The 13947-nt window shown below is 69.7% G+C and carries 14 protein-coding genes; all 14 read left to right on the top strand.

Translation table 11 applies throughout. The annotated features are described in order from the left end of the window. Nucleotides 1-153 precede the first annotated feature (153 nt). Nucleotides 154-798, top strand: coding sequence for a reverse transcriptase domain-containing protein (locus tag DP939_RS29760; RefSeq protein ID WP_225878578.1), 645 nt, complete (start codon nucleotides 154-156; stop codon nucleotides 796-798). Between the two features lie 13 nt (nucleotides 799-811). Beyond that, on the top strand, nucleotides 812-1339 hold the full coding sequence (locus tag DP939_RS29755; protein WP_113984141.1) for a formylglycine-generating enzyme family protein: 528 nt from the start codon (nucleotides 812-814) through the stop codon (nucleotides 1337-1339). Further along, a complete protein-coding gene (locus tag DP939_RS29750; RefSeq protein ID WP_113984140.1) occupies nucleotides 1336-1752 on the top strand; it encodes a DUF6884 domain-containing protein in 417 nt (138 codons plus the stop codon). The genes DP939_RS29755 and DP939_RS29750 overlap by 4 nt, the downstream gene beginning before the upstream one ends. Continuing rightward, nucleotides 1749-2747: a glycosyltransferase family 2 protein gene (locus DP939_RS29745; RefSeq protein ID WP_225878577.1), complete on the top strand. Its 999-nt coding sequence runs from the start codon at nucleotides 1749-1751 to the stop codon at nucleotides 2745-2747. Before DP939_RS29750 ends, DP939_RS29745 begins: the two co-directional genes overlap by 4 nt. Further along, nucleotides 2744-3688 (top strand): radical SAM protein, encoded by a 945-nt coding sequence (locus tag DP939_RS29740; RefSeq protein WP_113984138.1) that lies wholly within the window; start codon nucleotides 2744-2746, stop codon nucleotides 3686-3688. Before DP939_RS29745 ends, DP939_RS29740 begins: the two co-directional genes overlap by 4 nt. Beyond that, the gene (locus DP939_RS29735; protein ID WP_113984137.1) at nucleotides 3685-4209 is read left to right on the top strand and encodes a phosphoribosyltransferase; all 525 of its coding nucleotides are present in this window, start codon (nucleotides 3685-3687) and stop codon (nucleotides 4207-4209) included. The genes DP939_RS29740 and DP939_RS29735 overlap by 4 nt, the downstream gene beginning before the upstream one ends. Next, the gene (locus DP939_RS29730) at nucleotides 4203-5261 is read left to right on the top strand and encodes a glycosyltransferase family 4 protein (RefSeq protein ID WP_113984136.1); all 1059 of its coding nucleotides are present in this window, start codon (nucleotides 4203-4205) and stop codon (nucleotides 5259-5261) included. Before DP939_RS29735 ends, DP939_RS29730 begins: the two co-directional genes overlap by 7 nt. Further along, nucleotides 5261-6100, top strand: coding sequence for a 5'-3' exonuclease (locus tag DP939_RS29725; RefSeq protein WP_225878576.1), 840 nt, complete (start codon nucleotides 5261-5263; stop codon nucleotides 6098-6100). The genes DP939_RS29730 and DP939_RS29725 overlap by 1 nt, the downstream gene beginning before the upstream one ends. Next, nucleotides 6094-6708, top strand: coding sequence for a PIG-L deacetylase family protein (locus DP939_RS29720; protein WP_225878575.1), 615 nt, complete (start codon nucleotides 6094-6096; stop codon nucleotides 6706-6708). The genes DP939_RS29725 and DP939_RS29720 overlap by 7 nt, the downstream gene beginning before the upstream one ends. A gap of 21 nt (nucleotides 6709-6729) precedes the next feature. Beyond that, entirely contained in the window at nucleotides 6730-7776 is a 1047-nt protein-coding gene (locus DP939_RS29715) for an aminotransferase class V-fold PLP-dependent enzyme (RefSeq protein WP_113984135.1), read from the top strand. After that, nucleotides 7773-8804 carry a Gfo/Idh/MocA family protein gene (locus tag DP939_RS29710; protein ID WP_113984134.1) on the top strand — a complete coding sequence of 344 codons (1032 nt, stop codon included), beginning with the start codon at nucleotides 7773-7775 and terminating at the stop codon, nucleotides 8802-8804. The genes DP939_RS29715 and DP939_RS29710 overlap by 4 nt, the downstream gene beginning before the upstream one ends. After that, on the top strand, nucleotides 8801-9382 hold the full coding sequence (locus DP939_RS29705; protein WP_113984133.1) for a class I SAM-dependent methyltransferase: 582 nt from the start codon (nucleotides 8801-8803) through the stop codon (nucleotides 9380-9382). Before DP939_RS29710 ends, DP939_RS29705 begins: the two co-directional genes overlap by 4 nt. A 644-nt stretch (nucleotides 9383-10026) precedes the next feature. Next, nucleotides 10027-12783, top strand: coding sequence for a bifunctional glycosyltransferase/CDP-glycerol:glycerophosphate glycerophosphotransferase (locus DP939_RS29700; RefSeq protein ID WP_113984132.1), 2757 nt, complete (start codon nucleotides 10027-10029; stop codon nucleotides 12781-12783). Next, entirely contained in the window at nucleotides 12780-13868 is a 1089-nt protein-coding gene (locus DP939_RS29695; protein ID WP_113984131.1) for a glycosyltransferase, read from the top strand. Before DP939_RS29700 ends, DP939_RS29695 begins: the two co-directional genes overlap by 4 nt. Nucleotides 13869-13947 lie beyond the last annotated feature (79 nt).

Genomic DNA, 13947 nt, shown 5'->3' with positions numbered 1-13947 from the left:
CCTCAGACCCACTCGCTGATGCCGTTTCTCGGGGAGGTCCATCTCGTCCGGGCGCTTCGGCAGTGCGGCCGTCGCTGTTCCTCTCCCGGGGCTGACGGCGTGACGTGGGGTGACTACCGCAGAGCCGCCGCCGTACGGATTCCACGGTTGGCAGTGGCCCTGCGCGAAGGGAGTTGGCGACCGGCGCCGCTTCGGGCCAACCCGTTCCTGACCTACACGGGCAAGCCACTGGTGTGCGTGATCCCGACGGTTGAGGACCGCCTGGTACACCGGGCGCTGCGCAACGCCATCGACCACATCCTCGAAGCCGGTGTTCTCGCTCCTTGGGTGTCCGGCTACCGGCCGCGGCGGAACCGGCTGACCGCCCTGCGGCAGGCCATGACGTACCTCGACAAAGGGTTCACCTGGGTGGCCGACGTGGACGTCGCCCGCGTGTCCGAGGGCTCGAACGCCGATGAGGTCACCGGCTGGCTGGCCGAACATGTCCATGACGGCAGGTTTCTGGACCGATTCCGCACTGCCCTGTCAGGCCTGCCGTACCCGCTGGTGTCCGGTACAGGGCTGGCACCGACCCTGATCAACCTGCGACTGGCTCCGGCCGACCGGCTCCTTTCCGATCTGCGGATCGTGCGCTTCGTGGACAACTACTGCGCCTTCACGGCCGGCCATGCCGAAGCGAGGCAGGCGATGGGCCGCATCGAGCGCGCCATCAAGGAGGTCGGCCTCGCCGCCAACCCCCGCAAGAGCCGCATCAGAACCTCGGCGTGCGCCGAGGACCTGTTCCTGATCGACGGGTGAGGGAGGTAACACCATGGCACTGACCTGGATATTCGTGCCCGGCGGTAGCTGTGAGTACGGCGACCAGGGCCGCCGGGTCCCGGTCCGCAGCCTTCGCTGGACGGCGACTCCGATCACGGGAGCCGATGACCACCCGCTGACCGAAGTCAGCCGCGACGAGGCCGCCGCCATCGCCGTACGACTCGGCGGACGCCTGCCGACCTCGGTGGAATGGGAATGGATGGCCGCCGGCCCCGAAGGACGGCTCTACCCGTGGGGTGACCGGCCCTGGCGGCCTAGCCTGGCCAACCTGCGGGAATCCGGCCGGGGACGCCCGTGCCGGACAGGCGCATGCCCCGCGGGCGCGACTCCGCTCGGGCTGCTCGACGTCGCGGGCAACGTCTGGGAATGGACGGCCACCACCGTGATGGGGAACGGCGCGATCATCCGGGGCGGCTCGTTCGCGTCACCGCCGCTGTACGCCCAATGCACGTTCCTCAACGCCGCGCCGGTCGAACTGGCATCGCCGGGCATCGGCTTCCGGGTGGTGCGTGACCTATGAAGCTCGTCATTGTGGGGTGCTCCCGCCGCAAGCGGGACACCGCGACCCCGGTCCCCGCGCTCGACCTCTACGAGGGCGGCTGTATCCCGCAACTGCGCCGCCGTATCGGCCATCGCCAGGGTCTGCGTCGGCAGGTGCGCATCCTATCGGCCGAACACGGCCTGATCGATGCCGATCGGCCGCTCCTGCCGTACGACCGGGTTCTCACTCCCGAGCGGGCCTCTGAGCTGCGACAGAACGCGGGGGCCGTCTTGGCACGGTACGGCACGCCGACCGGCGTCCTCGTGATCGCCGAACCGGCCTACCAGGACATCGTGCGGGAGCATCTGCGGGACGTCCGGGTCCGCTTTGTCGACGACCCGCGCGACTGGGCGACGGCCTCCGTCGTACTCGACACATGGGGGTGGCCGTGACCGAGTCCCTTCGCGCTCTGCTCCTCCGCCAGGACAACGACTATCGGCCGATCACGAGTCGATTCGAGGCGGAGAACCGGCACGGCTGGCATGAGGCTGGAGTCACGCCGACCAGGCCGTGCGCCTCGGTGGTGATCCCGGCTTACAACGTCGCGTACTGCCTGCCCGCCGTTCTCGACGCCCTGTCCGTCCAGACGCACACCCCGGAGATCATCGTGGTGGACGACGGCAGCACGGACGGCACCGCCGACATCGCCCGCAGGCACACATGCGTCGATCAGGTGATCTGCCTGCCCGAGCATCGGGGCGCGGCCACGGCGCGCAACGTGGGAGCGGTCGCCGCCTCGCAGAACACGGTCGTCTTCATGGACGCCGACATGGTCATCCCGCCGCATGTGATCGCCGACCTGGCGGCCCGTGCCGACGACGCCGCCGTGCTACTGGGCTTCCGTCACAACGTCGCCCACGGTACGCCGCTCCCTGACGCCCCGGACATCTACGAGGATCATCGGGTCCGGTGGCGTCCGCCTGTGGGCACGCCGCTGCTCTACTCCGGGATCGTCCTGGACGAGCCGATCGACGGATGGCCCCTGGAGCACACGCGCGACCTGATCGACCTCGGATACGGACGGACCTACTACGACTGGGACCTGCCCCGGATGGTGGTCACCGCCCTGCTCGCCGTGCCCCGGCACGCGTTCTTCGAGGTCGGCGGGTTCGATCCGGAGTTCGGCCGGCTCGGGTGGGGCATGGAGGACACCCACCTGGGCGCGAAGCTGATCGCCGCCGGGCTGGTGGTCATCCCGGTACGGCAGGCCGCCGGGTTCCATCTCGACCCGCCGGACGCTGCGGCTCTCTGGCAGTCCAAGCTCGCGTCCTGGCCCGCCACGCTCCGCCATTACCGCTCGCTGCTGGAAGCGCCACCGCCTCAACGCTCTGCCCTCTTCACTGCCGAAACGCTCCGGCTTCTCTCCCGATGTGAGGTCAACAGGTGATCCGAACCTTCGCCGTCGCCGTACGCGATGGAACGACGCTCGCTCATGATCCGGCGACCGGCCTCACCCATCGCGCCCCTCTCGCTCTGCCTCCCGGCCGTGCGGAGCTGGACGGGGCCGAGGTGAGCAAGTGGCCCGTCGTACATCCCGCTGCCTGCGGCGGAACCGTCCCGGTCAGCGTCTGCTGGTCGCCGATAGTTCGCTGCAACCTTCAGTGCCCGCACTGCCTGGACGACAAGTCCGTCACCGAACTGGGGGCGGCCGACCAGCGGCGGATCGCCCGCCTGATCGCGGGCACAGACGTCCTGGGAGTGGACATCTCCGGTGGCGAACCGCTCCTGCTGCCCGACCTCGCTCATCTGGCCGACGAGCTGACGGCGGGCGGCTGTGCGGTCAGCGTGACCACCAACGGCTGGCACCTCCAGCGCCGCGCCGCCCGGCTCGCCGGGCATGTGGACGCGGTCAAGGTCAGTCTCGACGGCCCGAGCAGCCTGGTTCACGACGCGTGGCGCGGGCCGGAATCGTTCAGCCGCGCCATCGACGGGGTGAAGGAAGCCGTCGCAGCCGGTCTGTGCGTGCAGCTCCAGAGCGTGCTCATGGCGTCCAGCCGCGCTTTCGCGCAGGACCTGGTACGCCTGGCGCACCGCCTCGGGGCCGCCGGCGTCACGTTCCTGCAAATGCTCCCGATCGGCGAGGCCGCCCGGCTTCCACCGGCGGAGATGCTGAGCGACAACGAAGCCCAGGCACTCATCGAACGGCTCGACGTGCCGCCTGAGCTGACGGTACGGCTTCGCACCCGGCGCGGCGCGGGCGGCTTCACCGTCATCCGGGCCGACGGCCGGGTGTGGCGCAACGACCGTCCGGCCGAGCACATCTCCGCCCTGCGCCCGCTGCGCAGCCCGGCAGACCTCACCTTGACCGGACCGGACGGGTCCGCATGAGCAGGGTCTTCGAGGGCCGCCGCGTCTGGCGCATGGACCCTGATCAGTACTGGACCGCGACCCGCCTGCTGGCCATGGCGGCCCGTGAACGGTTCGGAAGCGTGGGCGTGGTCATCGGCATCGCGAACGGCGGGCGTGCTCCGGCGTACGCCATCGGCGCGGAGACCGGAGCGGTCGTGGTCATCGCCGAGGCCAGCCACAACGCGTCCGAGGAGATCGGACTCCCGGCCACCGGCGAGGTGACCTATGACCTGAGCCCTGTCCGCCAGACCCCGCCCGGCCCGATCCTCGTCGTGGACGACATCTGCGGGAGCGGCGCGACGCTCACCGCCGTGGTCTCTGGCCTTCCCAAGAGTGGGGTTCGTACGGTGACGCTCTGCCGTAACGCGGGGGCACCGCCCAGCCTGCCCGATCTGTACGTGTGGGAGGTCGCCGACTGGGTGATCTTCCCGTGGGAACGGACTCCACCTGGACAGCAGACCAGTCGGCTGCCCGATACGGTCGGGGTGCGGTCATGGTGATCGCGTTCGTGCTGGCTTCGTACCGGCCTGACACGCCCGCCGGGATCGAACGCGCCACGGCCGCCCTCGCCGCCGGCCTTCGCGAACTCGGCCACGAGACGCTCATTCTGAGCGGCACCGATTCGACGGGCTGCGTCCGGTTGACCGGACTCAATGTGTCCTTTCCCGCCGACGATGCCACGTTGCGGCATGCCATCGACGCCGCCGCGCTCGGGGAGGAGATCGCGAAAATCCTTGATCAACGGCGTGTGGACATCGTCGTCTACACCGATGCCCTGTGGGGTCTCGGCCGGGCGATGGCCGTACACCCCGCGCGCAAGGTGCTCGCCGTACACGTCGTCGGCCACGACGAAGACCTCGGCCCGGCACTCGCGTCCGCCGAAGCCGTCATCGCCCCCTCGGCCACCGTACTCAGCCAGGCGGCTGATCGCGGTTATGCCACCGAGAGATGGCAGGTCGTACCGAACGCACTGCTCTACGACGAGTGCGCATGGCTTGACGACACCCGGCGAGGGCGACTACGCCAACGTGGCCCTATCCGTGTGCTGGCCCGGGCCGCACCGGAAAAGGGAGTGGAGGACCTTCTGACCTCCTCACCGCCGGATGGCCGACGCGTCCAGGTCGTCCTGGCCTCGGCACCGTTCGAGGACAAGCAGGGCCGGCAGGCCGAGATCGTCCGCCGATGCCTCAGCGCCCCTCATCTGACGGTACGAACCGGCGGCCTCGTCTGGCGTCAGGTGCCGGGCTGGCTCGCGGGTGCCGCCGTGGTCGTCGTGCCCTCGCATGCGGAGACCTTCGGGCTCGTGGCGCTGGAGGCGATGAGCGTCGGCACGCCCGTCGTCGCCTATGACGTCGGCAACCTCCCCGAACTGATCGGCCCCGGCGGCATCATCGTCCGGCGGTCGACGGGAGCGGCCGGACTCTGGCGAGCCGCTGCGGCGATCACAAGCGACGCGGTAACCTACCTGCGTACGTCACGGGCTGCGTACTACCGGTCACGGGACTTCCGGCCCACCACAATCGCTGAAGCATTTCTGAAGGCGGTCTGGTGATGGAAGTTCCACTGCTGCTGGTCGATGGCCACAACCTGCTGTACCGCGCGACCTTCGGGTTCCCCACGCCGATCCACTCCCGCGACAAGACCCGGGAACTCACCGGCGTCTTCGGCTTCTTCGCCCTGCTCCGGGTGGCGATCCGCGACGAAATCCCCGATCCGCCCGAAGTGATCGTCATCTTCGACGGCGAGTACGGCTCGGCCGCCCGCAAACAGGCCGACGCCTCCTACAAGGCCAACCGGGTCCCCGACGAGAGCACGCTCAAGCCGATCCGCGCGCTGCCCGACGTCAAACGCGGCCTGGACGCCTACGGCATCGCCTGGACGGAGATCGACGACGCCGAAGCCGACGACACGATCGCCACCCTCGTCCACCTGACCGGCGGGCAGAAGCGGCTGATCATGTCCGGCGATCGGGACTTCTACCAACTCCTGGACCATGACGTCCGCGTGCTCAACACCGCCATGCACCCGGGCAAGCGCCATATCGGCCCACCCGAGGTGATCGAGCGCTACGGCGTCACCCCCGGCCAGTGGCCATGCTTCCGAGCGCTGTGCGGCGACCCGTCGGACAACATCCCCGGCGTACGCGGGATCGGCTCGGTCACGGCCGCCCGATTGCTGGCCGGCGGCCTCGCGCTGGAAGACCTGCCGGGCTCCGGCCGTCTGGCCGGAGCCGCCGGGCAGCGAGTGCGGGATACCTTCGACCAGGTCTTGGCCTGGCGAGAGATGATCCGCGTCCGGACCGACGTGGCGGTCCCGTACCGGCCCTGCGGTGCTCCAAGCCCAGCGCTTCCCGCCCCCGCCGAGATCGTCGAGAAGCTGGGCCTGTGGTGAACCCGCCCTCGGTCCTGACCGTCATGGGCCACCCCGACGACGCCGAACTCTGGGCGGGCGGCACCCTCGCCCGCCACGCCGAAGCCGGAGCGAAGGTCACCATCGCCGTCCCGGCCCACGACCCCGTACGTGACGCCGAAGCCGCCGCCGGTGCGTCCGTCCTCGGTGCGTCACTGCGGCTCCTGCCCGAGGTCACCGCGACGACCGTCGCCGAACTGCTCACCGAGCTGTGCCCGGACGTCGTCATCACCCACGGATGCCGGGACGTCCACCCAGATCACCGGCAGGCGTGCCTGGCCGTTCTCGACGCGCTACCGGCACCGGTGATCGCCACCGGCCGCCCCCATCGGGTGTACATGTGCGAGTCCTACAACGGCCTGTCGCTGGACGGCACCACCGCGCCCCACACGATCATCGACATCAGCACGACCTTCACCACGAAGATGCGCGCCCTCGCCGTGCATCGCTCCCAGCCCATCGACGAGCACTTCGGCCCGATGGCCGAGAACCTCGCCCGGCTGCACGGCGGCCGGATCGGCGCCGCGTACGGCGAGGCGTTCACCCCCATCCCCGTGCTCGGACGGCTCCCTGCATCCGACTTCCTGTGACTCCATCGGAGGCGCACGACGATGCTCTACCAGTACAGCCTGCTCACCGCCGACACTCAGACCCACCTCGCCAGGCAGGTCATCACCACTGGACACCTCGGGTTGATCGGCGGCGTCTACGTACCACGACTCGAAACCACCGTCGCCGCCCGAACCGGCCGGGCACATGCCATCGCGACCGCCAGCGCCACGGCGGCGTTCGACGTGATCTTGCGGGGGCTCGGCATAGGGCCTGGTGACGAGGTGGTGATCCCCGGACTCGGGTGGGTGTCGGTCGGCGCGACGGTCACCGCGACCGGAGCATCGGTACGCATCGCACCGACCGGAACAGACCTCACCCCTTCTCTCGAAGACCTCTCCGGCCTGCTGACACCCGCTACTAAGGCCGTGGTCATCGCTCATCTACGTGGCCGATTGGCAGGTGATGTGGCGCGGATCGCCGCGGAGCTGCACCGGCGCGGCATCCCGCTGATCGAGGACTGTGCCCAGGCGTGGGGCGTTCCGCGGGCCGGTACGTACGGCGCGGCGGCGTTCTTCTCCACCCAGGCGTACAAGCTCATCGCGACCGGAGAAGGCGGCCTTGCCCTGTGCGATGACACCGAGCTGGCCTCGCGCATACGCGCGCTGGCCGGAGACACCCGTGTACGCACGTCCGCGCCGATCTGGCGGGGCAACGTCCGGATACCGGAGATCTCGGCCGCCCTGGCCCTGCCGCAGCTCGATCGGCTGGACGAACTGGTTGAGCGATTGCGCTCGCTCCAACGCCCGGCTGTGGAGCTCCTGCGAGCAGTGGGGATGGTTCTTCCCAGTGATATTGATGCCGGCAACGGCGCCCATGTCGGCGTCTGGTTGGACACACCGGCAGCCGCCGAAGTACTTGCGGCACGGCTCGCTCACTTGCGTTGCTGGCGGCCGACGCCGGGCGACCTACATACCTGCGCCGCCTGGCCTGTGGCCACGCCGTCGAACGGCTGGGACCGCTACCTGGACATTCAGATCCCGTACACCGACCGCCCCGAGGAGTTCCTAGTGCTACTGAGCGGTGCGATCGAAGCTATCCGGGCATGAGCCGCAGGCTTCGCTGTGCCATCGCCGGTTGCGGAATGGTGGCCGACGAGTACGCGCGCACCTTGCGGCCGAGTACCCTCGTCGAACTCGTGGCCTGCACCGACATCGACCTCAATCAGGCCCGCGTGTTCGCCGACCGGCACGCCATCCCGTACGTCGTACCTTTCCAGCAGCTCGACGCCGAGGTGGTACTCGTGCTCACGCCACCGGAACACCACTTGCATGTCGCCTCCTCCGCCATCGCAGCGGGGATGTCCGTGTACGTGGAGAAGCCCCTTGCCGGCTCCGTGGCGGAAGCCGAGTCCCTGCTGACCTTGGCGCAGAGATCCGGCGTGCTCATCGGGGCGGCACCGGACACCTTCCTCGCCCCGCCGACGCGCACTGCCGCCGTGGCGCTCGCCTCCGGCCTCATCGGAGAGCCGATCGCCGCCACAGGCGCTCTCCTTTCACCGGGCCCGGAGCGCTGGCACCCAAACCCACAGCCGATCTACGACCTCGGCCCACTGCTCGACATGGGGCCCTACTACCTGAGCGTTTTGACCGCACTGCTCGGCCCGATCGGGAAGGTCCGCGGTGCCACCTGCCGTAGCCGTTCTTGCCGAACCCGCCCGTCCGGCGAGGTGTTCACGACCGCATCGCCGACATACGTCGAAGCGCTGCTGGAGACCACTACTGGCGTTTCCATCACGCTGACCACGAGTTTCGACATTCAGGCGACTACCCGTCCACACCTGGAGATCTACGGGACCGAAGGCACGTTGGTCCTCCCCGACCCGAACTTCCACGGGGGCGTCGTCCGCGTCCGCCGCCGCGATGAGACGGGCTGGCGGGTCCTCCCGCAGGAAGCAGTGGCGTTCGAGGTGATCGGCCGCGGCATGGGCGTTCTCGATCTTGCCAATGCCGTACTCAGCAGACGCCCACACAGGGCATCCGGCGATACAGCATTGCACGTTCTTCGTGTAACAGAGGCCATACGGCAGGCAGCAGAATCGAACGCGGCCCTTACCGTACCGAGGGCCCACAAGTGACGTGGACCAGGGCGTATCCCGACATCGAGACGGCATGGCAGCGCCTGGCCGCTTATCTCGGCGATGCCTTCGACCCTGGTCTCACCGACTTCGAGCGCATACGTCGGTTCATGGACCAGGAGTGGGACCAATTGGGGGCGCACTTCTACGAACGGAGCATCGGGTACCTCTACGACCTGACCTGCTTCCACTACATGGGCGCCAAAGACGGCTTCTTCCATACATTGATGGAATTCGCTGACGAACACGGGCTCCGCCGTATCGCCGACGTGGGATGCGGCATCGCCCTCGACGCTCAGGCGCTCATCCAGGTCGGCTACGACGTCGATGCCTACGACCTGGACAACCCCAGCCTCCGATATGCCCAGTGGCGCTTTGAACAAGATGTGGGCGATCCCTCCCGAGTGCGCCCATTGAGCCATCTCTCACATCAGTACCAGCTCGTCTACGCAGTGGATGTTCTCGGTCATGCCGACGATCCACACAGCTTGGCAGAACTGCTGGTTAGTGCGAGTGGTGATAGTGTCGTCACCATCTGGAAGAATGCATCGGGCCAGGCTAACGTCCGTAACGCTTAAGCTATTTGAATTGCCAGCCACATAAACTCGCGACCTGTTCATACCTGGCGACTCAAATGCCCGCGGTACGGCGTTGGCCTTCAAGAGATCCACGCGCCCCGGTCCGGGCGATCTTTCTATGCTCAGCCAGGGTTCTTTGATCCATACAGTGATGACCTTTCTATCTCCCTGCAAGTTGCTGCACACGATGTGCCCCGACGTGAGTGAGATCGTCCGAGCGACAGCGAGGGCCGCGCCTTTAGGGCCTACGGGCGCGTGGGAGCGCGCCGCCCGCCGGAGGCGGGGATCGGGGTACGGCCGGCGGAGAGTTCTGGAGTCGGTGCCGGGACGGCGGGCAAGGGCACGCCCTGGGAGAGCCGGGCACCGCAGCGGAAGGGGCACGGACTGCGGCGGACCAGGGGCCCTGCCGTACAGGAAACAGGGCCGGAGCATACGGCACATGATCAGCCCCGGCGTCGGGCGAAGCCCGACCGTCCGAGCGGCAGCGAGGGCCATGCCTTTAGGGCCTTTGGGCGCGCGGCAACGCGCGGGAACGCGCCGCCCGCGCCGAAGGTGGGGAAGTATCGGTCAAAGAAACGGTCATGCGTCCCGTTGATCGGACAATCCCCCACTTACAGTCGCAATAGGGACTAAAGGGGGGTCGCATGCCCGACTGCACTGTGGTCGTCATCACGTACAACGATGCGGGGCGGTTGCCAAGGGCGGTGCGTTCCGTGTTGGACCAGACGTTGCACGGCGTCGAAGTGATCATCGTGGATGATGCCAGTACCGACGAGACCCCCCGGGTCGCCGCCGACCTATGCGCCCAGGACCCTCGCGTCCGATTCGTCCGGCGCCCCCGCAACAGCGGCGGCTGCGGCGCCCCCCGGAACACCGGCATGGCCCTCGCCGCCTCCCCCTACATCATGTTCCTGGACAGCGACGACACCCTCCCCCGCCACACCTGCAAAAGCCTGATCACCGAGATCGAGCGCACCCAGGCCGACTTCGTGACCGGCCAGATCCAGCGCGTCTACGAGTGGAAGCGCAAGCCCCAGCGCTACTTCCCCGACCTCTACCGCCGCCGCGTCGTCGAGGGCATCCGACGCGACCCGGAGATGTTCCTCGACACGTTCGCGACCAACAAGCTCTACCGCACCGCCTTCCTCAGGGAGCATGACCTGCGCTTCGAGGAGCGCATCCACTTCGAGGACCACATCTTCACCGCGCGCCTGTTCTGCGTGACCCGCCGGTTCGCCGTCGTGCCGTGGATCGTGTACGACTGGCGCCGCGCCCCCGACCGCCCCGGCGCCGAGAAGTCGATCTCGCAGCGGCTCAAGCAGATGGACAACGTACGCCAGCGGGTCCGCGCCGCCTGGGCCTGTGACGTGATCCTACGGGCCAACGGCTTCACCGACCTGATCCCGGAACGCCAGCGCCGTTTCCTGCGCCAGGACATCCGCGTCTACCTGAACCCGCTGCCCTCCCGCGACCGGGTGTGGGTGAAGGAGTTCGCGTCCGTGGTCCGGCCGTACCTGAGCGAGATCAAGCCCGACGTCTACGCGACCGTAGATCCGCTCACCCGGGTGTGCTGCCGCCTGATCGTCACCGACCGGACCGAGGAACTGGAGGTCGCGGCCCGTTCGCTGAGCGGGCCCCGGGCCGCGCCCCGCCATGCCGTGCGGAAGGACGGCCGCACGTACTGGGGCACGACCCCGGACCCGGCGCTCGACATCACCTGCATGCGGATGGCCGAGCTGCCGTTCACCGCGAGTCGCCTGCGCCACGAGGTCACCGAACTGTCCGCCCACGGCACCCGCGTCACCCTGGCGATCAGGACCTACGACCCCTTCGGCGTGCTCGACGCCACCCCGGCCTGGCGGGCCGAACTGCGCCTGCGCTCCGGCGCCGTACGCCTAGCCCCCGTCCCCCAGGACGACGGCGGCTACCTCTCCGAGGTCACCATCGACCTGGCCAGAACCGTGAAAACGCCCCTCACAGGCCACGACGGATCGCACGCCCCCCAGATCGCGATCACCCGTCCGGACGGCCGCAGGACCACCGACCCGCTGCTCGTCGATCCCACCGCCCTGGCCATCCAGGTTCGCGTCCCGGGACATACGGTCACGCTGCGCCCGGAGGGTCACGCCGCCGTGCTGCGCGTGCGCTGGCGGCGCGAGGGTCTGCGCAAGCAGGTGCCGAGGCTCGCCCGGGTGGCCCGGCGGGCGATCCGCAGGGCCGGTGACCCCCGCCTGAAGCTGCGCGTCTACAAGGGCCTGATCCGCGTCGTGCCGCGCCGCGCCGACCTGGCGATCTTCGAGGCGGACGTCGGCAAGGGCTACACCGGCAATCCCCGCTACATCTACGAGGAGCTGCGCAGACGCAGGCTGCCGATCACGGCGGTGTGGTCGGTGGCGCGGCGGCGGGCCGACTTCCCCAAGGACGCGGCCCTCGTACGCCGGATGAGCTGGCGCTACGTCTGGACCCTCGCCCGCGCCGCCTACTGGGTGGACAGCCACGGCTTCCCGCTCGACTATCCCAAGCCGCGCGGCACCCGCTACCTGCAGACCTGGCACGGCCAGGGCATCAAGACGATCGGCTACAACGCGCCCGACCTGCGCGGCGACTTCGACGGCCCGCGCACGCAGTGGGCGGCGGCGGTGGCCCGGTGGGACGCGCTGGTGTCGCCGGGGGCGGAGTTCGAGCGCACGTTCCTGCCGTCCAACCGGTACGCGGGGCCGGTGCTGCGGTACGGCTCGCCGCGCTGCGACGTACTCGCGCACGGCGACCCCGGCGCCGCCCGGCGGGTACGCGACCGCCTGGAGATACCGGACGACCGGCGCATTCTGCTCTACGCCCCGACCTACCGCGACCATGCCGAGTACTCGGGCGCGAGCGTCCGGGCCGACCTGGGCGAGCTGGCCGAGGCGCTGGCCGCCGAATGGGTGCTGGTGCTGCGCACGCACCCGGTGGAGCGGTTCGCGGTGCCCCAGCACCTCCGGCACTTCGTGCGACCGGCGGGTTCCTACCCGGAGGTCAACGATCTGATGCTGGCCTCCGACGCGCTGATCACCGACTATTCCTCGTTGATGTGCGACTACGCGGTGACCGGCAAGCCGATGATCTTCCTGATCGACGACTGGGCGGAGTACCGGGCGGCGGGGCGCGGCTCGCGCTACGACCTGCCCGCCATCGCGCCCGGCCCGTGCGTGACCACCACGGAGGAGCTGGTGGCGGCGGTGCGGGAGCTGGACGGGCTGACGGCGGCGTTCGCCGCGAAGTACGCCGCGTTCCGCGAGACGTGGTGCGCGGACGAGCGCGGCGAGGCGGCGGCGCGGGTGGTGGACGCCTTCTTCGGACCGCGCCGCGCGCCCAGAACAGGCAGGGCGGGCAGCAGGGTCAGGGCGCCGGTGGCGCGGTGAGCGCGCTGGTGTTCGCCTGCCTGGACGCCGACACGCTCGGCGGCGTCCAGCGGGTCACGCACACGGTGGCGCAGGGGCTGGCCGGACGCGGGCACGAGGTGCACGTGATCGGCCTGCACCGGGCGCGCCGCCCGTTCCGGTACGTCGAGCGGCCCCGCTACCGGCGGCACGTGATCCACCGGACGACGGCGGGGCCGGTGGGGCGGGTCGCGCGCCGCCTGGCCGACCGGCGGCTGCGGGCGCTGTTCCAGCGGATCGGGCCGGGGCACGTCGTGATGACCTCACCGGCCGTGGTGAGCAGGCTGCTTTCGCTGCTGCCGCCCGACTTGTCGGGCATCGGGCACTATCACGGCTCGTTCGAGCACGCCAGGGGCACCTGGCACCTCGGTTCGGTGCGGCGCGACTGGTGGCGGCTGGAGCAGGCGGTGTTCCTCAGCGAGGACGACGCGGGGCTGTTCGCCGAACACGCCATGCTGCCCAACACCTGGGCGCTCGCCAACCCGCTGCCGGGCTGGCCGGGCCGTACGGCGGAGCTGTCCGCGCGCCGCGTGCTCGGCGTGGGGCGGCTGGCGGGGGTCAAGCGGTTCGACCGGCTGATCTCGGCGTTCGCGGCGGCCTGCGAGCGGGTGCCCGAGCCGTGGGAGCTGCACCTGATCGGGGAGGGCGAGGAACTGCCCCGGCTGCGCGAGCACGCGAAGGCGGCCGGGGTGGCCGGGCGGGTGGTGTTCCGGGGGCGGGTCTCGCCCCGGCGGATGGCCGTGGAGTACCTGAACGGGTCGGTCCTCGGGCTGGCCAGCGAGCATGAGGGGGCTCCGCTGGCGGTGGCGGAGGCGGCGGCGTTCGGGGTGCCGGCGGTGGCGTTCGACGTGTCGGGCGGGATGCGGTCGCTGGTGGCGTCCGGCCGTACGGGAATGCTGGTGCCGCCGGGGGACGTGGCGGCGTTCGCCGCCGCGCTGGCGGACCTGATGGGGTCGGCGGGCGAGCGGCGGCGGCTGGGTGCCGCCGCCCGCGCCCACGCGGAGTCCTTCCGGCTGGACCAGGTGCTCGACGGATGGGAGGCGCTGCTCGCGCATCTCGCCCGCTGAGCCCGTTGAACCTGTTGAGCCCGTTGAGCCTGTTGAGCCCGTTGAACCCACGGCCCATGCCGGCCCCCGGCGTTCCCCC

Origin of the sequence: Spongiactinospora rosea, from assembly GCF_003315795.1 — a bacterium.
Taxonomy (GTDB): Bacteria; Actinomycetota; Actinomycetes; order Streptosporangiales; family Streptosporangiaceae; genus Spongiactinospora; species Spongiactinospora rosea.
Note: the sequence above shows the minus strand (reverse complement) of the source record. Positions and strands in the feature narration are given on the sequence as shown.